The sequence below is a fragment of the Ralstonia sp. UNC404CL21Col genome, assembly GCF_000620465.1.
GTDB lineage: Bacteria > Pseudomonadota > Gammaproteobacteria > Burkholderiales > Burkholderiaceae > Ralstonia > Ralstonia flatus.
Window position 1 is genome coordinate 691,495 of the sequence record NZ_KK211140.1, and the last position, 18,199, is coordinate 709,693.

The following is an 18,199-nucleotide window of genomic DNA, read 5'->3' on the forward strand; positions in this document are numbered from 1 at the left end:
GCCGGCGTTTTTCTTTCCGCATGAGGATTCACACGGCATGACGCGCATCGCGCTTGGCATCCAGTACGACGGTGCCGCGTTTTCGGGTTGGCAATCGCAACCGCACGGCAACACCGTGCAGGACGCGCTGGAGGCGGCGCTGCGGCAGTTTGCTGGCGTGGCATTGCCGACCACGGTGGCCGGCCGCACCGATGCCGGTGTGCATGCGCTGGGCCAAGTGGTCCATCTGGACACTGACCTCGTGCGCGAACCGTTCTCCTGGGTGCGCGGAACCAACGCCTTTCTGCCGCCGACGGTGGCCGTGCGATGGGCGCAGGAGATGCCGGACGATTTCCACGCGCGTTTCTCCGCGCATCGCCGCACCTATTACTACGCACTGACCTTTGGTCCGACGCGGGCTCCGCTGCTCGAAGACAAGGCCGGCTACGTGATGCTGCCGCCCGGCCAATCCCTTGACGTGGCAGCCATGAACGAGGCGGCCCAGGTGCTGGTTGGCGAGCACGATTTCTCGTCGTTTCGCGCGGCCGAATGCCAAGCCAAGTCGCCCGTCAAAACGATGTACTCGATCGAGGTGCGAGGCGAGGGCGAATGGGTGTTCGTGCGCATTCGCGGCAGCGCGTTCCTGCACCACATGGTGCGCAACATCATGGGCTGCCTCGTGGCGATCGGGCGCGGCCGCCAGCCGGTGTCCTGGATGGGCGATGTGCTGGCCGCCCGCAGCCGCGTGGCCGCCGCGCCAACTTTCATGCCTGACGGCCTGTATCTGGCCGAGGTCGGCTATCCTGATGCTTTCTCGTTGCCGGCATCTCCGGCATCGTCCAGCCTGTTTCGCGGCGTGTTCGACGAGCACGCCGGCCTGTGAATCCCGCTTCCGCCATGCCGTTGCACCGTACCCGTATCAAGCTGTGCGGCCTGACCCAGCCGGCCGACGTCGACCACGCAGTCGCGCTCGGCGCCGACGCGATCGGTCTGGTGTTCTATCCGCCCAGCCCGCGTTACGTCGCCATCGAGCGCGCGGCTGAGTTGGCGCGCCGCGCGGGTCCGTTCGTCACTGTGACGGGCCTGTTCGTCAACGCCACCGCGGATGACGTGGCGCGCGTGCTCGACCAAGTGCCGCTGACGTTGCTTCAGTTCCACGGTGATGAGCCCGCAGAGCTGTGCGCCGAGATTGCCGGGCAGGTCGGGCTGCCGTGGCTGCGCGCCCTGCGTGTTCAGCCTGGGGCCGATTTGGTAGAATTCGCGGATCGGTATGCCGCTGCCCAAGGCCTGCTGCTCGACGCATTTGTCGAGGGGTATGGCGGCGGCGGCCACGTCTTCGACTGGACCCTCATTCCTCCGCAATGGCTCCCGCAATCGCCATCCTTGCCAACCACAAGCGCCGCTCCTCGGCTCGTTTTGAGTGGTGGGTTGAGCGCGCAAAACGTCGCTGGCGCGATTGAACGCGTGCGGCCTTACGCTGTTGACGTCAGCAGCGGAATCGAAGCCGCACGGGGCGTGAAAGATCACGCCCGGATGACCGCATTTGTGCGTGCGGTCCGCGAGGCCGATGCAGCCCTGGGCGCATCGGTGCAGGCCTGAGCCGATCCGGCAGGTCTTTCGCGACGCACGCCTTCCTGAATATCTCCGCCGACGGGGCTGCTCCCTGACCTCGGCGGACGCCTCGAGAGATTGCCATGTACAACCTGCCCGACGCCCACGGCCATTTCGGTCCCTACGGCGGCACCTTCGTTGCGGAAACGCTGTCCCACGCGCTCGATGAACTGCGCGACGCCTATGCGCGTTACCAGCACGATCCCGAGTTCATCAAGGAATACGAATACGAGCTGAAGCACTTCGTCGGCCGGCCGTCGCCGATCTATCACGCACGCCGCCTGACCGAACACTGCGGCGGCGCACAGATCTATCTCAAGCGCGAAGACCTGAACCACACCGGCGCGCACAAGGTGAACAACGTGATCGGCCAGGCGCTGCTGGCGCGGCGCATGGGCAAGCCGCGCGTGATTGCGGAAACGGGCGCGGGCCAGCACGGCGTTGCCACCGCCACGATTGCGGCCCGCTACGGCATGGAATGCGTCGTCTACATGGGCAGCGAAGACGTGCGCCGCCAGGCCGCCAACGTCTACCGCATGAAGCTGCTGGGCGCGACCGTGGTGCCAGTGGAATCGGGCTCGCGCACGCTCAAGGACGCGCTGAACGAAGCCATGCGCGACTGGGTGACCAACGTGGCCGACACCTTCTACATCATCGGCACGGTGGCGGGCCCGCACCCGTATCCGATGATGGTGCGCGACTTCCAGGCCGTGATCGGCGAGGAATGCAAGGTGCAGATGCCCGAGATGGCCGGGCGCCAGCCGGACGCCGTGATCGCCTGCGTGGGCGGCGGCTCCAACGCCATGGGCATCTTCTATCCGTACATCGACCATGCCGACGTCAAGCTGATCGGCGTGGAGGCGGCGGGCGAGGGCATCGAGACCGGCCGCCACGCCGCGTCGCTCACGGGCGGCTCGCCCGGCGTGCTTCACGGCAACCGCACCTATCTGCTGCAGGATGAAGACGGCCAGATCATCGAGACGCATTCGATTTCGGCGGGGCTCGATTACCCGGGCGTCGGTCCGGAGCACGCCTGGTTGAAGGACGTGCAGCGCGCCGAATACGTCGGCATTACCGACAAGGAAGCGCTGCAGGCTTTCCATGACTTGTGCCGCATGGAGGGCATCATCCCTGCGCTGGAATCGAGCCACGCGCTGGCGTATGCGTGCAAGCTGGCGCCGACGCTCCCGAAGGATAAGGTCCTGCTGGTGAACCTGTCGGGCCGCGGCGACAAGGATATGCATACCGTCGCCGAATTCTCCGGCATCAAGCTCTGACGGACGCCGCATGACCGAGCGCGCCATCGATGGCATCTTCAACGAGGACTGCATTACCGGGGTCGGGCATCTGGCCGACGGTAGCGTCGACCTCGTCATCGCCGATCCGCCGTACGGCCTGGGCAAGGATTACGGCAACGATTCCGACAAGCTGTCGGGTGATGCCTATCTCGCCTGGTCCGAACGCTGGATCGATGCGGTGCGGCCCAAGCTGGCGCGCAGCGGATCGCTCTACCTGTTCTGCACGTGGCAATACGCGCCGGAACTGTTCGTGATGCTCAAGCGACGCCTCACGATGGTCAACGAGATCATCTGGGACCGCCGCGTGCCGAGCATGGGCGGCAGCACGCGCAAGTTCTCGTCGGTGCACGACAACATCGGCTTTTTTGCCGCTTCACGCGATTACTACTTCGATGTCGACGCCGTGCGCATTCCGTACGACGCCGAAACGAAGAAGGCGCGCAGCCGCAAGCGTTTCGAGGGCAAGAAGTGGCTGGAAGTCGGCTACAACCCGAAGGACGTGTGGAGCGTGTCGCGCCTGCACCGGCAAGACCCCGAGCGCGCAGAGCATCCGACGCAGAAGCCGCTGGAACTGGTGGAGCGCATGATCCTGGCAAGCTGCCCGCCGGGCGGCCTGGTGCTGGACCCGTTCCTGGGCAGCGGCACCACGGCGGCCGCGTGTGCAAGGCTTGGCCGCCGTTTCGCCGGCTTCGAGATCAACGCCGACTATTGCCGCGTGGCGCGCGAACGGGTGGCTGCTGTGCATGCCGCCGCTGACGCCAACGCGCAACCGACTGAATCGCAGGCGCCTGAGACCATCAAGGTCGCCTGAAACCTGATCCCCCTATGTCCCGCATCGCTCAAACCTTCTCACAACTGTCTGCGCAGGGCCGCAAGGGCCTGATTCCGTTCATCACGGCCGGCGATCCGTATCCCGAGATGACCGTCGACCTGATGCACGCGCTGGTCAAGGGCGGCTCCAACGTCATCGAACTGGGCGTGCCGTTTTCCGACCCGATGGCCGATGGTCCGGTGATCCAACGTGCGTCCGAGCGCGCATTGGCCAAGAAGGTGGGCCTGCGCACGGTGCTGGAGTATGTGCGTGTTTTTCGCACCACCGACTCGACGACGCCCGTGGTGCTCATGGGCTACGCCAACCCGATCGAGCGGATGGGCGTCGAAGCCTTTGCCAAGGCGGCATCCGAAGCGGGCGTGGACGGTGTCCTCGTGGTCGACTACCCGCCGGAAGAATGCGAGGCCTTTGCCAAGACCATGCGCGCCGCCGGCATCGATCCGATCTTCCTGTTGGCGCCCACCTCCACCGAAGCACGCATCGCGCAGATTGCCCGTGTGGCCAGCGGCTACATCTATTACGTCTCGCTCAAAGGCGTGACGGGCGCCGCCACCATCGACCTGGACGCGGTGGCTGAACGCATTCCGCAGATCCGCCAGCACGCGCGGCTGCCCGTGGGCGTCGGTTTCGGCATCCGTGATGCGGCAACTGCTCGTGCGATCGGCGGTGTTGCGGATGCGGTGGTCATCGGATCCCGCATTGTGCAATTGTTGGAGGAAGCTCCTCGCGAACAAGCGGTACAATACTTGACTGATTTCATCGCGGAGATCCGCCAGGCGCTGGACGCCTGATCTGCGCGACACCGCATTCAAGGAGCACGCATGAGCTGGCTGGACAAACTGCTTCCGCCCAAGATCCAACAGACCGACCCGTCGCAGCGCAAGGGCATTCCCGAAGGCCTGTGGGTCAAATGCCCGGCTTGCGAGTCGGTGCTGTATCGGACCGACGTCGAGGCCAACCTGCACGTTTGCCCGAAGTGCGATCACCATATGCGCATCGGCGCCCGCGCCCGCCTGGACGCACTGCTGGACGCCGAAGGCCGCTATGAGCTGGGCCAGGAGATCCTCCCGGTCGACGCGCTCAAGTTCAAGGACACGAAGAAGTACCCCGACCGCATTAAGGCGGCGATGGACGACACGGGTGAAACCGACGCCATGGTCGTGATGGGCGGCGCCATTCACGCGCTGCCGGTCGTCGTGGCGTGCTTCGAGTTCGAATTCATGGGCGGCTCGATGGGCTCCGTGGTGGGCGAGCGTTTCACGCGCGGCGCACAGACGGCGCTGGAGCAAAAGGTACCGTTCATCTGCGTGTCGGCCACCGGTGGCGCGCGCATGCAGGAAAGCCTGCTGTCGCTCATGCAGATGGCGAAGACGACGTCGATGATCCAGAAGCTGGCTGAAGCCAAGCTGCCGTTCATCAGCGTGCTGACCGATCCGACCATGGGCGGCGTGTCCGCCAGCTTCGCCTTCATGGGCGACGTGGTGATCGCCGAACCGAAGGCGCTGATCGGCTTTGCCGGCCCGCGCGTGATCGAACAAACCGTTCGCGAGAAGCTGCCGGAAGGCTTCCAGCGCGCCGAGTTCCTGCTGCAGAAGGGTGCCATCGACATGATCGTCGATCGCCGCAACATGCGCCGCGAGATCGCCGAGCTTCTGGCGCTCCTGCAGAAGCAGCCGGCCGACGCACTGGCCTGATGCCGCACATCTGTTGAACCGAAGCGCGGGCGAGAGTCCGCGCTTCTTGTTTTTGCGCGGCCCGATTCGCTGACGCCGCGCCACCTATTTCGCATGCCTACATTCGACACGCTGCCCGACTGGCTCGCTCACCTGGAAACCGCACACCCGGTCGGCATCGACATGGGCCTGGCGCGCATCAGTCGCGTGCGCGATGCGCTCGGGCTGGAGTTCAAATCAGTCGTCTTCACGGTGGGCGGTACCAATGGCAAGGGCTCGACTTGCGCGATGCTGGAGGCGATCCTCCTGGCCGCTGGCTACAAGGTGGGTTGCCATACCTCGCCGCACCTGATCGATTTCAACGAGCGTGCACGCGTGAATGGCGAGATCGCCACCGACGCGATGCTGCTGCCGCACTTTGAGGCGGTGGAACGCGCGCGCTGCAGCTTTTCCGAGCCCGTCGGCCTGACGTACTTCGAATTCACCACGCTGGCGATCATGCATCTGTTCGCCAACGCGGGTCTCGATGCGGTGATCCTGGAAGTCGGCCTGGGCGGTCGGCTGGATGCGGTCAACATTGTCGATACCGATTGCGCCGTCATCACCAGTGTCGATCTCGACCACATGGCGTACCTGGGGGACACCCGCGAGGCCATCGGCTTTGAGAAAGCCGGCATCTTCCGCGCAGGCAAGCCGGCGATCTGTTCTGACCCGGTGCCGCCCATCTCCCTGGTCAAACACGCTGAAGCGATCGGCGCAGACCTCTGGCTGATCGGCCGCGATTTCAACTTCCAGGGCGACAAGCAGCAGTGGGGTTTCAGCGGGCGCGGGCGTCGTTGGCCTAGCCTCGGCTACCCGGCATTGCGCGGGGCGAACCAACTGCTGAATGCATCGGCCGCGCTGGCAGCGTTGGAGTCGGTGCGCGACCGGTTGCCGATCTCGGCGCAGGACGTGCGTCTTGGGCTGTCGCAGGTGGTGCTGCCGGGGCGTTTCCAGGTGCTTCCGGGGCGTCCTTCCGTCGTGCTGGACGTCGCGCACAACCCGCACGCGTCGGCCGCGCTAGGTCAGAACCTGGAGAACATGGGCTTCTACCGTTACACCTACGCGGTGTTCGGTGCGATGCAGGACAAGGACGTCGCCGGTGTGCTGGGCCACATGCTCGACAAGGTCGACCACTGGTGCCTGACCGATTTGCCCACGCCGCGTGCGGCGAGCGCCGCGAGCTTGGCGCAGGCGCTGGCCGACGCCGGTTTCCGCGCAGGGAAGGAGTCCAGCGTGAGCACATTCAGCGATCCCGCCACAGCCTATCGCAACGCCATGGAGCGGGCGACCGAGGATGATAGAATCGTGGTCTTCGGATCGTTCTACACCGTTGCCGGCGTGCTGGCGGAGCGCAAGAGTCGCGCGCACTAAACCCGGGGCCCTCATGGGACTGTTTTCCATCTTCTCCTCCCGCAAGAACGCTGAAGGCGAACGCACACGCGGCGCAACCGCCGGCAGTGCTGCCGATGTGGCCCGTGATGCGGTGCGCGGCTCTCGCGCATCGTCGAATGCCCGCAGCCGGGCCTCGCGTCGCACCGACGATGACGACGACGGCCTTGATCCCGAACTCCCGCAAAAACAACGCGCTCGCCGCCGGCTGATCGGCGCCGTGGTGCTCGTGGGCGCCGCCGTGATCGTGCTGCCGCTCATCTTCGACGCCAAGCCGCGCCCCGTGGCGGATGCCGTGGCCGTGCAGATCCAGGATCAGCCGGTCGATCGTGGGGCAAAGCCGTCGACCGACGAGCCGAAGGTCGCCAGCCGGCGCTCCGCCTCGCGTCCTGCAAATTCGTCGAACGATCAGGCTCAGGCGCTTGATCAGGGCGAAGAGGTCGTGGCCAACAATGAAGCGCCGGCAGCTCAAGACGCACCGGCTTCGGCTAAGCCGGCGACGTCGCCCAAGCCGGTTGCCAGCGTGACGCCACCCGCCGAGCCCAAGCCAGCGACGAAACCCGCCCAACCCGCCGCCCAGCCCGCACAGCAAGCGGCTGCACCGAGCACCGATGCCAACGGCGGCAAGTTCATCCTGCTGATCGGCGCCTTCGCTTCCGAAGACCGCGCCCGCAATTGGCTGGGCAAGCTCAAGGGCGAAAAGATTCCCGGTTACATCGAACACAAGAAGGTGCCTGAAAAGGGCGATCTGGCGCTGCTGCGTGCGGGCCCGTTCAACGATCGTGCGTCCGCCGAAGCGGCGCAGAAACGTGCCGAGCAGATCGGCCTGACGCCCAAGCTCGTACAGCAATGACGATGCGGCCGACCGTGTATTCAGCGCACGCCGCATTCCGCCACCGTCAATGCAAGCCGCTGCGTGATGCAACCGACTTTTTTTGACTACGGTGTGCTGTTCATCATCGTCACGTCGGCGCTGATCGGGTTGTTTCGCGGGCTGATTCGCGAAGTGCTGGCGCTGCTCGGGTGGTTGTTTGCCGCGTGGGTGGCGTACACGTTTTCGGGTGTAGCGGCGGGCTGGATGCCAGAATCGCTGCCTGGCGGCCCGGTCGCACGCACCATTCTCGGTTTCGTCCTACTGTTTATCGTGACGGTGATTGCGACTTCGTCGGTGGGTGCCTTGCTTTCAGCGGCGCTGGCAAGCGCAGGCCTCAAGCCGGCAGATCGCGGCCTGGGGATGGTGTTCGGATTGGCACGCGGTGGCGTGATCATCCTCGTGTTGATGACGGTGGCCGGCTTTACCAGTCTGCCCGAGCAACCATTTTGGCGCGACGCGATCACGCGGCCCTATGCGGAGCAGGCGGCACAAGCAGCCAAGCCGTTGTTGCCGCCGGATGTCGCAAAGTATGTTCACTATTGATCTGGAGCGTCTGGCCACAAGCTAGGCGATCCGGGAAGCTTTTTCGGTGCCCGCAACGGGTGTGGGCGCCATCAAATACGTTCTCGCTGGAGTTCGACATGTGCGGTATCGTTGGGGTGGTCTCCGCCACGCCCGTCAATCAGCTGATCTACGACAGCCTGTTGCTTCTGCAACACCGGGGGCAGGACGCGGCGGGCATCGCCACCGCATCAGGCAGCACTTTCCACATGCACAAGGCCAACGGCATGGTGCGCGACGTATTCCGCACCCGCAACATGCGCGGCCTGCCGGGCACGAGCGGCATCGGCCAAGTGCGTTATCCGACCGCGGGCTCGTCCAGCGAGGAAGAGGCCCAGCCGTTCTATGTCAACGCGCCGTTCGGCATCGTGCTGGCGCACAACGGCAACCTGACGAACTCCGATCAGCTTCGCGAAGAGATGTTCCGGCGCGACCGCCGCCACATCAACACGCAGTCTGACTCTGAAGTGCTGCTCAACGTGCTGGCCGACGAATTGCAACGCGCCAGCAACGATATTCCGCTGAACCGCGATTCCATCTTCACCGCGGTGGAAGGCCTGCACCGCCGCGTGCGCGGTTCGTACGCCATCGCTGCCGAGATTTCGGGCTACGGCGTGCTGGCTGTGCGCGATCCGTTTGGCATCCGCCCGCTCGCACTCGGTAGCCAGGAAACGCCGGAAGGCCACATCGAATATATGGTCGCGTCGGAGTCGGTGGCGCTGGAAGGCATCGGCTTCAAGTTCGAGCGTGACGTCGCGCCGGGCGAAGCCATCTTCATCGACCTCGAGGGCAAGCTGCACACCAAGCAGTGCGCCGCCAACCCGGTGCTTTCGCCGTGCATCTTTGAATACGTGTACCTGGCCCGTCCGGATTCCCGCATGGACGGTGTGTCGGTGTACGACGCCCGCCTGCGCATGGGCGATTACCTGGCAGAGAAGATCAAGCGCGAGGTGACCGACAGGATCGACGTGGTGATGCCGATTCCGGATTCGTCCCGCCCGGCTGCCATGCAGGTGGCCAATCACCTGGGCGTGCCGTACCGCGAAGGTTTCTTCAAGAACCGCTACGTGGGTCGCACCTTCATCATGCCGGGCCAGGCGGTGCGCAAGAAGTCCGTGCGCCAGAAGCTCAACGCCATGGCGATCGAGTTCAAGGACAAGAACGTGCTGATCGTCGACGACTCCATCGTGCGTGGCACGACGTCGTCGGAGATCGTGCAGATGGCGCGCGATGCCGGTGCCAAGAAGGTGATCTTCGCTTCGGCCGCGCCGCCGGTGAAGTTCCCGAATGTGTACGGTATCGACATGCCGACGCGCGGTGAACTGGTGGCTTACGGCCGCACGCACGAAGAGATCGCCAAGATCATCGGCGCAGATCAGCTCGTGTACCAGGACGTGGAAGACATGAAGCGCGCCGTGCGCGACGTCAATCCGGCACTGAAGGATTTCGACGCCTCGTGCTTTGACGGCAAGTACGTGACGGGCGACATTGATGAGGCGTACCTCGATCGCCTGGAGGCTGCGCGGAACAATTCGGCCAAGGCGGATCGTGAGAATGCGCAGAACGATGATCCGCGCACGCAACTGCACCTGCAGCGCTCTGCCGTGAACGAGTAAATCTCGAACGCAGCAAACGAAAAGCCCGTCATTGCGACGGGCTTTTTTGTTGGGCGTTGCGATCGTGCCTTACTTGAGCATGCGACGACGCAGCAGCCACAGGCACAGCAGCAGCGCGGCCACGGCGTACAGCAGCAAGACGCCGAGGTGCAGCGCGATGTTGTCAGGCGTGCGCCCGAGCATCAGGGGTCGGATCAAGTCCACCGCATGCGGCAATGGCAGGACGCTTGTCGCCGCGCGCACAGGCGCCGGCAGCTGCGACAGCGGGAAGAACACGCCCGAGAGCAGCATCATCGGCGTGATCACCAGCGTCTGGTAGAACATGAAGAAGTCGTAGTTGGGCGCAAGCGCCGTCATGTTCATCGCCAGGCAGGCGAACGTGAATCCGGTCAGCACGATGACGGGCAGGGCAAGCAGCGCCTGCGGCATCGACGCATAACCAAGGGCGCCCGCGACGAGCATGATCGCCAGGCCAGAGAGCACCGACTTGCTGGCCGCCCAGAACAGCTCGCCGAGGACCACGTCGCCCAGGCTCAGCGGCGCGTACAGGATCGCCTCCCACGTACGTTGCACGTGCATGCGCGAAAACGCCGAATACATCGCTTCGAAGCTCGCCGACATCATCGTGCTGGACGCCACGGTGCCGGCCGCCAGGAAGGCGATATACGACACGCCGTCAACGCGCCCGACGAGCAGGCCGAGCCCGAGGCCGAGACCGAACAGGTAGATCATCGGGTCGGCCAGGTTGCCTGCCATCGACGGAATGGCCAGCTTGCGCCACACCATGAAATTGCGCAGCCAGACGTATTGCCAGTTGCGGAAGTTGAGCGGCAGCAGCGGCTGCGGAAAGGCCTGCTGCTGTGGCGGAGTGAGTGCGGTTTCAGTAGACATGTGCGGTTCTCTCAGTCACGCATTTCGCGGCCGGTCAGGCGCAGGAACACATCTTCGAGATTGGCCGGGCGGTGCAGGTAGCGCAGGCCGGGCATGGTGTGCGTTTCCGCCTGTGTGCGCAGCGCGGCCACGAGCGGCTGCGGATCGCGCGCGTAGCAGAAGAGCGTCTCGCCGCTGATTTCGACGCGCTCCGCCAGTGGCGTGAGCAGTGTGCGAAGGGCGTTGAGATCGTCGCCGTAGACTTCAACCACGTCGCAGCCGATTTCGCGAGCGATGAGTTCCTGCGGCTTGCCTTGCGCGATCTTGCGGCCGTTGTCGATCACGCAGAGTTCGTCGCACAGGCGCTCGGCTTCTTCCATGAAATGCGTGGTCAGCAGGATGGTCTTGCCGGCAGCGAGCAACGAGCGCAGGCGTTCCCAGATCAGGTGCCGCGCCTGCGGGTCGAGGCCCGTGGTGGGCTCGTCCATGACGAGGATGTCCGGATCGTTGATCAACGCGCGTGCGACCGTCAGCCGCCGCTTCATGCCACCCGAGAGCGCGCGCACGGGCGCATCGGCCTTCTGTTCAAGCCGCGCAAATTCCAGCAAGGTTGGGATGCGCTCGCGAATGGTCGCCGCCGACAGGCCAAAGTAGCGGCCGAAGATGCGCAGGTTTTCCGAGACGGAGAAATCAGGGTCGAGATTGTCGAACTGCGGCACCACGCCTACGCGCATGCGAGCGCGGTGCGCGGCTTCGGGAACCGGCTCGTCGCACAGCCTCAGGCTGCCCGCATCGGGCATCGTCATCCCGAGCAGCATGCGCAGCGTGGTGGTCTTGCCGGCGCCGTTGGGGCCGAGCAGCCCGAAGCACTGGCCGCGCCGGACGCTGAAGCTGAGGTTGTCGACCACCGTCTGGTCACCGTAACGTTTGCGCAGGCCTTCGACGCTCAGGATCGGTGTGCTGCTCACGCCAAAACCCTCTTGCTCGTATCGCACATTGCCTCCGTTGCAAAACGCCGATTATGCGCCGGCATTTGCATATGCGTATGAGGGGAATGTGCGATGGCGTGGTGTTGCTCTCAGGCAATAAAAAGGGCCAGGCGACATGGCCTGGCCCGAGCTTGCAGCGCGCGCATCGCAGCGCGCTTGGCGGGGTTACTTGGTGACGGCGTTACCGACCACGCCACCCAGCGCAGCGCCGCCGAGCGTCGCGCCCGGGCCGCCCCAGATGGCCGCCCCGGCGACACCACCTGCGGCTGCGCCCAACGCGGTATTACGCTGCTTTGGCGTCATGTCCGCGCATCCGCTGACGGATGCCAATGCGGCCGCCAGAACCAAGGATACGAAGGCACGCATAACAAACTCCTTTTGTCGTTTGTGTGCCTCTATTGAAGGTCGTGCGCGCCATGATGTGCAGGTGACGTTGCCTGAAAGGCGTGTCAGCCGATTCCCACACATCGCGCACGGCTTCTGATGGCAAAGCTCCGCCGGTCGTCAGGCCTTGGCAGGCTTCTCCTGCCGTTCGTATTTGAATTCCGGCAGTGCCTTGATGGCGTCTTTGGTTGCGCCAGGAAGCACGATCTTGCCTTGGTCGTACTTGAATTGATTCACAGGGATCGCAACGTCGTGGCGCCCCACGCCCACAAAGCCACCCGCACCCACGATGGCGAACGAGACGGCGTTTTCGGGCGTCACGATCAGATCCTGCACATTGCCAACCTTCTCGTTGGCCTCGTTGTAGATGGTCTTGCCCAGCACTTGTTTCTTCACACTCACGCCCTTGATGACCGCATCGAGTTCGGTCACGGATACACCGAGCGCGGCGTGGCCCGCGACTTGCGCGAAAGCTTGCGGCGCGGCGGCAATGGAGGCGGTAGCGATCAGGGCAGCAGCGAGACGTTTCATCGTGACTCCGTGGTCTGGTGAAGGATGCGATCGACTCTAACGCGCACATGGCTGCCGGCGCAGGCGAGCGCGTCCGAAACACCTGTAGGACAAACGGGTGATGTCGCGGAAATCGGCTTCGCACGCAACTACACTGAAACGCCCGGCACCTGCTGGCCGTAATCATCGATCTCACGAGGGAGCAACCGACATGATGACTCTGGAGCAACTCGGCGTTCTGCAACGATCACAACTTGAAACCTGGATGGCCGTCACTGAAGAGGCGGTGAGCGGTGTCAATCGCCTGATCGGGCTTAATCTGCAGGCCATCAAGGCGGGTCTTGGCGAGACGGAACATTGCCTGCAAGACGCCGCTGGCGCACAGGACGCAGGCGAATGGTGGAATGCGCAAGCGCGCTATCTGCAACCCGCCGGCGAACGCGTCTCCGGCTACACACGCAACTTTGTAGAGATTGGCGTGGAGACCCAAAACGGCATTGCCCGCGCCTTGCAACGCCACGGCGATGAAGTGCGTCGCCAATGGGGTTTCGTTGCCGAGAATCTTGCGGACGCGGCGCCTCCTGGGGCCGAGGCGGCAGTGAATTTTTTCAAGGCGTCCGTGGGTCTGGAAGTGGCCGCCGCAGAAGCGGCTGAGGATGCCGGCGGGAGCCGGATTCTGGTGCCAAGTGACGTGGCCGCCAGGGACGGCACTGCACGCTGAACCTCCTCTATACGGGTGAGAAGCGTCGGCGTGGGCCGACAGTCGTTTCGGTACAGTCCTACAAAACAGCACGGGCGGAGGTCGACAGTCCGCCCGTGCGCGCATCTCTACACTTCCTACATGCCTATCAACATGTAGGAGGTCGTCATGTCCTATCTCGTTGCGTGGCTCTTGGGTGTTCCCGCGATTGTGTTGCTGGTGATCTGGCTGTTCGTGCATTGACACGCAGCCTGGCTTATCCAATACGACACGGAGGACGCATGACTTTCCGAGACGACTGCAAAATCGAGGTATCTGCCTATGAACTCTCGCCGCAAGCGTGGCGCGCCGAAGTCAGTATCCTGCGCGTCAGCGATGGCGAGACCCTGTTAGCCCGTACGACGGTGCGCGCATCGGCCAACACGTATCCGAGCGCTTCAAGCGCCATGGAGGCGGCGCGCGCATATGCCGAAGCGATGATCGCTTCCGGCGAGCTTGACTGCAGCCCCGCGCTGGATTGATGTCAGCGATTTTGATGATGCTGGCGTCGCGGCGCGGCGTTACGTTCTGTTACCAATTCGCCAGCGCCGTATCACCTGTGTCAGCGGCCCTGAATACAATACAAATACCGTATTCCGCGCCGGCTACGGATTTGCCCGGCGCTCCAAGCCGCAGGTGATGAAGATGATTCGACGCAATGTGCTGTGGATTGCAGGTGCAGCCGCACTGGCAGCGCTGGCTGTGCCGCAGATGGCGTCGGCGCACGTGAGCGTCGGCATCGGATTTGGCGTACCGGTAGCGCCTGTGTATGTGGCACCGGCGCCGGTGTATTACCCGCCGCCGCCCCCGGCTTACTACGCGCCGCCTCCGCCGCCTCCGGCGTATTACGCCCCGGCGCCGGTCTACTACGGTCCGCCTGCCTATGGTCCGGCACCTGTGGTGGTGGGCGCGGGCTGGTACCGTTGGGGCCCGCGTTACCGCTGGTACGACGGCCGTCACTGGGGGCACTGGCGTTAAGCCCTCTGCCGACAACAAAGGCTCCTGCGGAAGCCTTTTTCTTTATCGGCGTGCGCGGGCGTGGCACAGGAACTGCGTCGATTTGCACGACGGATAGGCGCCCACCTGCACCGCGACAAAGGAGCGCGGGGCAGAACCGGCGGTCTGCCTACCCGGTCGATATGACGTCCGCATGAATGATGCGGGCACGTGTGCCGCAGCGGTGCACGTCATGTTCGCAGTGTCATGACCGAAGGAGTTCCTATGCAAGTCACCACGCAACGCATTGCAACGCGCACCCTGATTGCCGCCGCAAGCGGCTTGGCCTTGGCGCTGGGCGCAGCGGTCGCGCACGCCGGCTCGCTTGATCCGTATCAGCCCGCCCAAAAGGTCAGCCGCGCCGACCCTTACACAGACGGCGCCAAGGCCGGCCGTGCCGATCCTTACACCGATGGCGCGAAGATGGGCCGCGCCGACCCCTATACCGACGGGGCCAAGACGGGTCGTGCCGATCCGTACACGGACGGTGCGTGCAACGATCATCAGAAATAAGGGAAGAGCGGCAGAGGCGCTGCCGCATCGCAACATCAAGCCCGGGCGATACCCGGGCTTTTTCTTTGTGCATCTTTCTGATGCAGGGCGCGTGCTAACGTCGGCCCGCAACGTTCCGCGAAACACTGGCGTACGGCGCAAGCGGAACGATCCTCAACCATACTGAAGCGCAGGAATGTATCGGCTCTTTTGCGTCATTGGTTCAGGAAGAGTCGTGGAAGCGGTCGATGCCAGTGGCATACTTTTGCCTGATACGGGCTCTACGCAGCCCTTGCGCCATTGCACTACAACCACCAAGGAGAACGTCATGAAAACGAAACCGTGCCTGTGCCAGGACGATGTCACCAAGATCCTGGATGCCGCCGAGAAAGAAGCGCGCGCGCACCAATGGAACGTGACGATTGCCGTGGTGGACGATGGCGGCCATCTGATGGGCCTGCGCCGCATGGACGGCTGCGCCACCATCTCGGCGTACATCGCCCCGGAAAAGGCGCGTACCGCAGCGCTGGGCCGCCGTGAATCGAAGATCTACGAAGACATCATCAACAATGGCCGCATCTCGTTCCTGTCGGCGCCGCATCTGCAGGGCATGCTCGAAGGCGGCGTGCCGGTGATGGTGGAAGGCGTCTGCGCCGGCGCGGTAGGTGTGTCGGGCGTGAAGTCGACCGAGGATGTCGTGATCGCCAAGGCGGGTATCGCCGCCGTGAACGTGATCTGCTGATACGCGATCACGCAACAGATTCAAAGGGAAGGGCGCGGCGGAGGTCGCGCTCTTTTTCTTTGGGCGCGGTGGGGCAGAAAGAAGGGCTTGGCTGGCGGTCGTCCGGCAATGCGAAATGACGACGGCTGGCTACGGCCGAATGTCTCCTGAGAGAGACGTCCCCACAAAAGTCGGTGCGTGTTGCGGCGTTACTTGGTCAGGATCAGTTTGCCGAAGCGCGTCACGCGCAGCGTGTAGACCGCGCCGTTGTGACGGATGGCCACCGCGTTCTGCCCGGCAAAGAGTTGTTCGGAGGTCATCGTCCGGGTGTCGCCGATGGTGGCGACTGGCATATCGCGAACGGTGTCGGCCGCGGACGTTGCCGCAGTGGCGTGCAGCTCGGCAGGTTGCTTGCGGGCCACGATGACGTGGCGACGGCGGGTCACGGTACGTCCTGCGTCTTGGTGTTCGGAAGCGTTCATGGCGATGTCCTGGCGGGCGGAAACATGGGCTGAGACGTTGGCTGGCAAAGGGTTTCCAGCGAATGCCAAATAGATTAAATGAGAATCGTTATCATTACAAGTGTGGACTGACGATGTGCTGATCCATGCCTGAAAAAACAAAACCGGGCGCGAGGCCCGGTCGTGTAGATGTGCTGTGAGTCAGCCGTGCCGCGACGCCGGACGTTCTGCGAGAACGGCGCTCGGGCAACGTGGTGATGCCGCCTTAGTGCTGCGGCTCCGTTACAAAGCCGATGCGTGAGAGGCCGCCGCGCTGGATGGACGCCATGACCTGCGCCACGCGCTCGTAGCGCACGTTGCGGTCTGCGCGCAGGTGCATCTCAGGTTGCGGCTGCTGCTGCGCGGCCTGGGCGATGTCGGCTTGCAGTGTCGCCTCGTCGACCGGCTGGTTGTTCCAGAACACCTGGCCCTGTGCGTCGATTTCAACGTTCACGCTTTGTGGTTTGGCGTCGTCGGGTTTGTTGGACGCGCGCGGCAGGTCGATCTTTACCGCGTGGTTGATCACCGGAATGGTGATGATGAAGATGATCAGCAGCACCAGCATGACGTCGACCAGCGGCGTCATGTTGATCTCGCTCATCACCTCGTCATCGCTGTCGAAAGATCCGAAGGACATGGCCCCTCCTTACTGCTGCTTGACCGCAGCGAGGCGCACGCCAGCCTCGTCGCGCGGGGCGCCCGGGCGCAGGCGCGCGCCGGTCACGAAGTAGGCATGCAGGTCGTGCGCAAAGCGGTTGAGCTTGGCGATGATGGCCTTGTTACCGCGCGTCAGGGCGTTGTAGCCGAGCACCGCCGGAATGGCCACGGCCAGACCGAAGGCCGTCATGATGAGCGATTCACCCACAGGGCCGGCCACCTTGTCGATGGTGGGCACGCCCACGGCGCCGATCCCGAGCAGGGCGTGATAGATGCCCCACACCGTGCCGAACAGGCCGACGAACGGTGCGGTGGAGCCGACCGATGCCAGCACGGCCAGGCCCGACTGCATCTGACCCACTGACTCATCGATGGCGCTCTTGAGCGAACGCGTGATCCAGTCGGAAATGTCCATCACATCATGCAGCTGCGGCTGGCTGGCGCGGTGATGCTGCGCGGCCTCGCGACCCGTTTGCGCGAGCGTGTGGAACGGGTTGTCCTTGGGCGAGCCCAGCGTCTGCATGGCGTGATCGAAATCGTCCGAGTGCCAGAAACGCTTTTCAGCGCCTTGCGCCATCGACTTCAGACGCACGATGTCCCACGCCTTGGTCAAGATGACGATCCACGAGGCGAGCGACATGATGAGCAGCAGAATCGCCGTCGCGCGGGTGACGATGTCGCCTTGTGTCCAGAGGTGGGAAAGACCGAGTTCCTGCATGATGAATGTCCTGAATTGAGCGAAAGGCTAAGCGAGAAACGGAATCGATTAGTTATCGAGCTTGAACACGAACGGCTTGCTGGCCACCACGGGCACGGCGCGGCCGTTCTGCTTGTAGGGGCTGCATTTGATGGCGCGCGCGGCATCGGTGGCGGCGCGGTCCAGGCGCGGCGAGCCGGACGACGACGTCACCGCCACGTTGGTGACTTCACCGGCCGTGCCGATGGAGATCTTCACCATGGCGCGGCCTTCCTCGCCCATTTTCTGCGACATGCTGGGATAGACCAGCGGCGGCTCGCTGCACTGGATATCGTTGATGCCGATGCTGATGGGGCCAGACGGCGCAGGTGCCGGCGCGGGCGCGGGTTCTGGAGCCGGTGCCGGCGGCGCGGGCGGGGCGGCGGGCACCACGGGGGCGGTATCCGACGGCGGCAGCGCGGGCGTCGGCATCGGCGTGGGTTTGGGTTGCGCGACCGGCTTGACGATGTTGACGGGCTTGGGCGCCTCTTGCTTGACCGGTTGCTGCTTGGGCGGCTCCGGTTGCTTGATCGGCTGAGGCGCGGCGGGAATGATGTGCGCCTGGATTTCCAGCGGTTCTTCGACGGTCGGGCGCGGCGCGATCAGGCCCAGCTGAATCAACATCAGCACGCCCGCGTGCAGCAACAGCACGACCACCAGAATCTTGAGAGTACGAGGGTGAATCATCAACGACCGGGAATCGAAAGCAGAAAAAAGGAATGCGATGCGA

The 18,199-nt window shown here is 64.1% G+C and carries 23 protein-coding genes; 15 read left to right on the top strand and 8 right to left on the bottom strand.

The window, feature by feature from the left end:
- The first annotated feature begins 37 nt into the window (after positions 1-37).
- From truA to purF, 10 genes are all read left to right on the top strand, one after another.
- Complete coding sequence (truA, locus tag N511_RS0121165) at positions 38-862, top strand: tRNA pseudouridine(38-40) synthase TruA (protein ID WP_027681088.1); 825 nt, start codon at positions 38-40, stop codon at positions 860-862.
- 14 nt (positions 863-876) lie between these two features.
- Complete coding sequence (locus N511_RS0121170) at positions 877-1,578, top strand: phosphoribosylanthranilate isomerase (protein WP_027681089.1); 702 nt, start codon at positions 877-879, stop codon at positions 1,576-1,578.
- Between the two features lie 95 nt (positions 1,579-1,673).
- Entirely contained in the window at positions 1,674-2,867 is a 1,194-nt protein-coding gene (trpB, locus tag N511_RS0121175; RefSeq protein WP_027681090.1) for a tryptophan synthase subunit beta, read from the top strand.
- Between the two features lie 10 nt (positions 2,868-2,877).
- Entirely contained in the window at positions 2,878-3,699 is an 822-nt protein-coding gene (locus N511_RS0121180; protein ID WP_027681091.1) for a DNA-methyltransferase, read from the top strand.
- 14 nt (positions 3,700-3,713) lie between these two features.
- Positions 3,714-4,511 (top strand): tryptophan synthase subunit alpha, encoded by a 798-nt coding sequence (trpA, locus tag N511_RS0121185; protein WP_027681092.1) that lies wholly within the window; start codon positions 3,714-3,716, stop codon positions 4,509-4,511.
- A gap of 30 nt (positions 4,512-4,541) precedes the next feature.
- Positions 4,542-5,414, top strand: a complete 873-nt coding sequence (gene accD / locus N511_RS0121190; RefSeq protein WP_027681093.1) for an acetyl-CoA carboxylase, carboxyltransferase subunit beta — start codon at positions 4,542-4,544, stop codon at positions 5,412-5,414.
- A gap of 93 nt (positions 5,415-5,507) precedes the next feature.
- On the top strand, positions 5,508-6,806 hold the full coding sequence (gene folC, locus N511_RS0121195) for a bifunctional tetrahydrofolate synthase/dihydrofolate synthase (protein ID WP_027681094.1): 1,299 nt from the start codon (positions 5,508-5,510) through the stop codon (positions 6,804-6,806).
- Between the two features lie 13 nt (positions 6,807-6,819).
- Positions 6,820-7,677 carry an SPOR domain-containing protein gene (locus N511_RS0121200; protein ID WP_027681095.1) on the top strand — a complete coding sequence of 286 codons (858 nt, stop codon included), beginning with the start codon at positions 6,820-6,822 and terminating at the stop codon, positions 7,675-7,677.
- Positions 7,678-7,743: 66 nt separating this feature from the next.
- A complete protein-coding gene (locus N511_RS0121205) occupies positions 7,744-8,241 on the top strand; it encodes a CvpA family protein (protein WP_027681096.1) in 498 nt (165 codons plus the stop codon).
- Positions 8,242-8,339: 98 nt separating this feature from the next.
- Positions 8,340-9,875 (top strand): amidophosphoribosyltransferase, encoded by a 1,536-nt coding sequence (gene purF / locus N511_RS0121210; RefSeq protein ID WP_027681097.1) that lies wholly within the window; start codon positions 8,340-8,342, stop codon positions 9,873-9,875.
- Between the two features lie 69 nt (positions 9,876-9,944).
- Here purF and N511_RS0121215 read toward each other — a convergent pair whose 3' ends face one another.
- The 4 genes from N511_RS0121215 to N511_RS0121230 all read right to left on the bottom strand — a co-directional run bounded on the left by N511_RS0121215 (position 9,945) and on the right by N511_RS0121230 (position 12,649).
- Positions 9,945-10,766 (bottom strand): ABC transporter permease, encoded by an 822-nt coding sequence (locus N511_RS0121215; RefSeq protein ID WP_012762247.1) that lies wholly within the window; start codon positions 10,764-10,766, stop codon positions 9,945-9,947.
- Positions 10,767-10,777: 11 nt separating this feature from the next.
- Complete coding sequence (gene nodI, locus N511_RS0121220) at positions 10,778-11,740, bottom strand: nodulation factor ABC transporter ATP-binding protein NodI (protein WP_027681098.1); 963 nt, start codon at positions 11,738-11,740, stop codon at positions 10,778-10,780.
- 159 nt (positions 11,741-11,899) lie between these two features.
- Positions 11,900-12,100 (bottom strand): glycine zipper 2TM domain-containing protein, encoded by a 201-nt coding sequence (locus N511_RS0121225; protein ID WP_027681099.1) that lies wholly within the window; start codon positions 12,098-12,100, stop codon positions 11,900-11,902.
- Positions 12,101-12,238: 138 nt separating this feature from the next.
- Entirely contained in the window at positions 12,239-12,649 is a 411-nt protein-coding gene (locus tag N511_RS0121230; RefSeq protein ID WP_027681100.1) for a PRC-barrel domain-containing protein, read from the bottom strand.
- 190 nt (positions 12,650-12,839) lie between these two features.
- On the opposite strand from N511_RS0121230, the gene N511_RS0121235 reads away from it, so the two are divergent.
- From N511_RS0121235 to N511_RS0121255, 5 genes are all read left to right on the top strand, one after another.
- Positions 12,840-13,349: a phasin family protein gene (locus N511_RS0121235; RefSeq protein WP_027681101.1), complete on the top strand. Its 510-nt coding sequence runs from the start codon at positions 12,840-12,842 to the stop codon at positions 13,347-13,349.
- Positions 13,350-13,609: 260 nt separating this feature from the next.
- On the top strand, positions 13,610-13,849 hold the full coding sequence (locus tag N511_RS0121240; protein ID WP_027681102.1) for a hypothetical protein: 240 nt from the start codon (positions 13,610-13,612) through the stop codon (positions 13,847-13,849).
- Positions 13,850-14,006: 157 nt separating this feature from the next.
- Complete coding sequence (locus tag N511_RS0121245) at positions 14,007-14,345, top strand: hypothetical protein (RefSeq protein WP_027681103.1); 339 nt, start codon at positions 14,007-14,009, stop codon at positions 14,343-14,345.
- 243 nt (positions 14,346-14,588) lie between these two features.
- Positions 14,589-14,876, top strand: a complete 288-nt coding sequence (locus N511_RS0121250) for a hypothetical protein (protein WP_027681104.1) — start codon at positions 14,589-14,591, stop codon at positions 14,874-14,876.
- Positions 14,877-15,183: 307 nt separating this feature from the next.
- Complete coding sequence (locus N511_RS0121255; protein WP_024972523.1) at positions 15,184-15,597, top strand: GlcG/HbpS family heme-binding protein; 414 nt, start codon at positions 15,184-15,186, stop codon at positions 15,595-15,597.
- A gap of 188 nt (positions 15,598-15,785) precedes the next feature.
- Here N511_RS0121255 and hemP read toward each other — a convergent pair whose 3' ends face one another.
- The 4 genes from hemP to N511_RS0121275 all read right to left on the bottom strand — a co-directional run bounded on the left by hemP (position 15,786) and on the right by N511_RS0121275 (position 18,156).
- Positions 15,786-16,058, bottom strand: a complete 273-nt coding sequence (gene hemP / locus N511_RS0121260) for a hemin uptake protein HemP (protein WP_027681105.1) — start codon at positions 16,056-16,058, stop codon at positions 15,786-15,788.
- 244 nt (positions 16,059-16,302) lie between these two features.
- Complete coding sequence (locus N511_RS0121265) at positions 16,303-16,713, bottom strand: ExbD/TolR family protein (protein ID WP_027681106.1); 411 nt, start codon at positions 16,711-16,713, stop codon at positions 16,303-16,305.
- A 9-nt stretch (positions 16,714-16,722) separates the two neighbouring features.
- Positions 16,723-17,451 (bottom strand): MotA/TolQ/ExbB proton channel family protein, encoded by a 729-nt coding sequence (locus N511_RS0121270; protein ID WP_027681107.1) that lies wholly within the window; start codon positions 17,449-17,451, stop codon positions 16,723-16,725.
- 48 nt (positions 17,452-17,499) lie between these two features.
- Positions 17,500-18,156 carry an energy transducer TonB gene (locus tag N511_RS0121275; protein WP_027681108.1) on the bottom strand — a complete coding sequence of 219 codons (657 nt, stop codon included), beginning with the start codon at positions 18,154-18,156 and terminating at the stop codon, positions 17,500-17,502.
- Between the last annotated feature and the right edge of the window lie 43 nt (positions 18,157-18,199).

Bases quoted from the DNA above. Each gene is read 5' to 3' on its own strand.
- N511_RS0121170 (WP_027681089.1), top strand. From the start codon at position 877: ATGCCGTTGCACCGTACCCGTATCAAGCTGTGCGGCCTGACCCAGCCG.
- N511_RS0121255 (WP_024972523.1), top strand. From the start codon at position 15,184: ATGAAAACGAAACCGTGCCTGTGCCAGGACGATGTCACCAAGATCCTG.
- truA (WP_027681088.1), top strand. From the start codon at position 38: ATGACGCGCATCGCGCTTGGCATCCAGTACGACGGTGCCGCGTTTTCG.
- N511_RS0121180 (WP_027681091.1), top strand. From the start codon at position 2,878: ATGACCGAGCGCGCCATCGATGGCATCTTCAACGAGGACTGCATTACC.
- purF (WP_027681097.1), top strand. From the start codon at position 8,340: ATGTGCGGTATCGTTGGGGTGGTCTCCGCCACGCCCGTCAATCAGCTG.
- N511_RS0121250 (WP_027681104.1), top strand. From the start codon at position 14,589: ATGCAAGTCACCACGCAACGCATTGCAACGCGCACCCTGATTGCCGCC.
- trpB (WP_027681090.1), top strand. From the start codon at position 1,674: ATGTACAACCTGCCCGACGCCCACGGCCATTTCGGTCCCTACGGCGGC.
- N511_RS0121265 (WP_027681106.1), bottom strand. From the start codon at position 16,713: ATGTCCTTCGGATCTTTCGACAGCGATGACGAGGTGATGAGCGAGATC.
- folC (WP_027681094.1), top strand. From the start codon at position 5,508: ATGCCTACATTCGACACGCTGCCCGACTGGCTCGCTCACCTGGAAACC.
- N511_RS0121270 (WP_027681107.1), bottom strand. From the start codon at position 17,451: ATGCAGGAACTCGGTCTTTCCCACCTCTGGACACAAGGCGACATCGTC.
- N511_RS0121215 (WP_012762247.1), bottom strand. From the start codon at position 10,766: ATGTCTACTGAAACCGCACTCACTCCGCCACAGCAGCAGGCCTTTCCG.
- hemP (WP_027681105.1), bottom strand. From the start codon at position 16,058: ATGAACGCTTCCGAACACCAAGACGCAGGACGTACCGTGACCCGCCGT.
- trpA (WP_027681092.1), top strand. From the start codon at position 3,714: ATGTCCCGCATCGCTCAAACCTTCTCACAACTGTCTGCGCAGGGCCGC.
- N511_RS0121275 (WP_027681108.1), bottom strand. From the start codon at position 18,156: ATGATTCACCCTCGTACTCTCAAGATTCTGGTGGTCGTGCTGTTGCTG.
- accD (WP_027681093.1), top strand. From the start codon at position 4,542: ATGAGCTGGCTGGACAAACTGCTTCCGCCCAAGATCCAACAGACCGAC.
- N511_RS0121205 (WP_027681096.1), top strand. From the start codon at position 7,744: ATGCAACCGACTTTTTTTGACTACGGTGTGCTGTTCATCATCGTCACG.
- N511_RS0121200 (WP_027681095.1), top strand. From the start codon at position 6,820: ATGGGACTGTTTTCCATCTTCTCCTCCCGCAAGAACGCTGAAGGCGAA.
- N511_RS0121230 (WP_027681100.1), bottom strand. From the start codon at position 12,649: ATGAAACGTCTCGCTGCTGCCCTGATCGCTACCGCCTCCATTGCCGCC.
- N511_RS0121235 (WP_027681101.1), top strand. From the start codon at position 12,840: ATGATGACTCTGGAGCAACTCGGCGTTCTGCAACGATCACAACTTGAA.
- N511_RS0121240 (WP_027681102.1), top strand. From the start codon at position 13,610: ATGACTTTCCGAGACGACTGCAAAATCGAGGTATCTGCCTATGAACTC.
- N511_RS0121245 (WP_027681103.1), top strand. From the start codon at position 14,007: ATGAAGATGATTCGACGCAATGTGCTGTGGATTGCAGGTGCAGCCGCA.
- N511_RS0121225 (WP_027681099.1), bottom strand. From the start codon at position 12,100: ATGCGTGCCTTCGTATCCTTGGTTCTGGCGGCCGCATTGGCATCCGTC.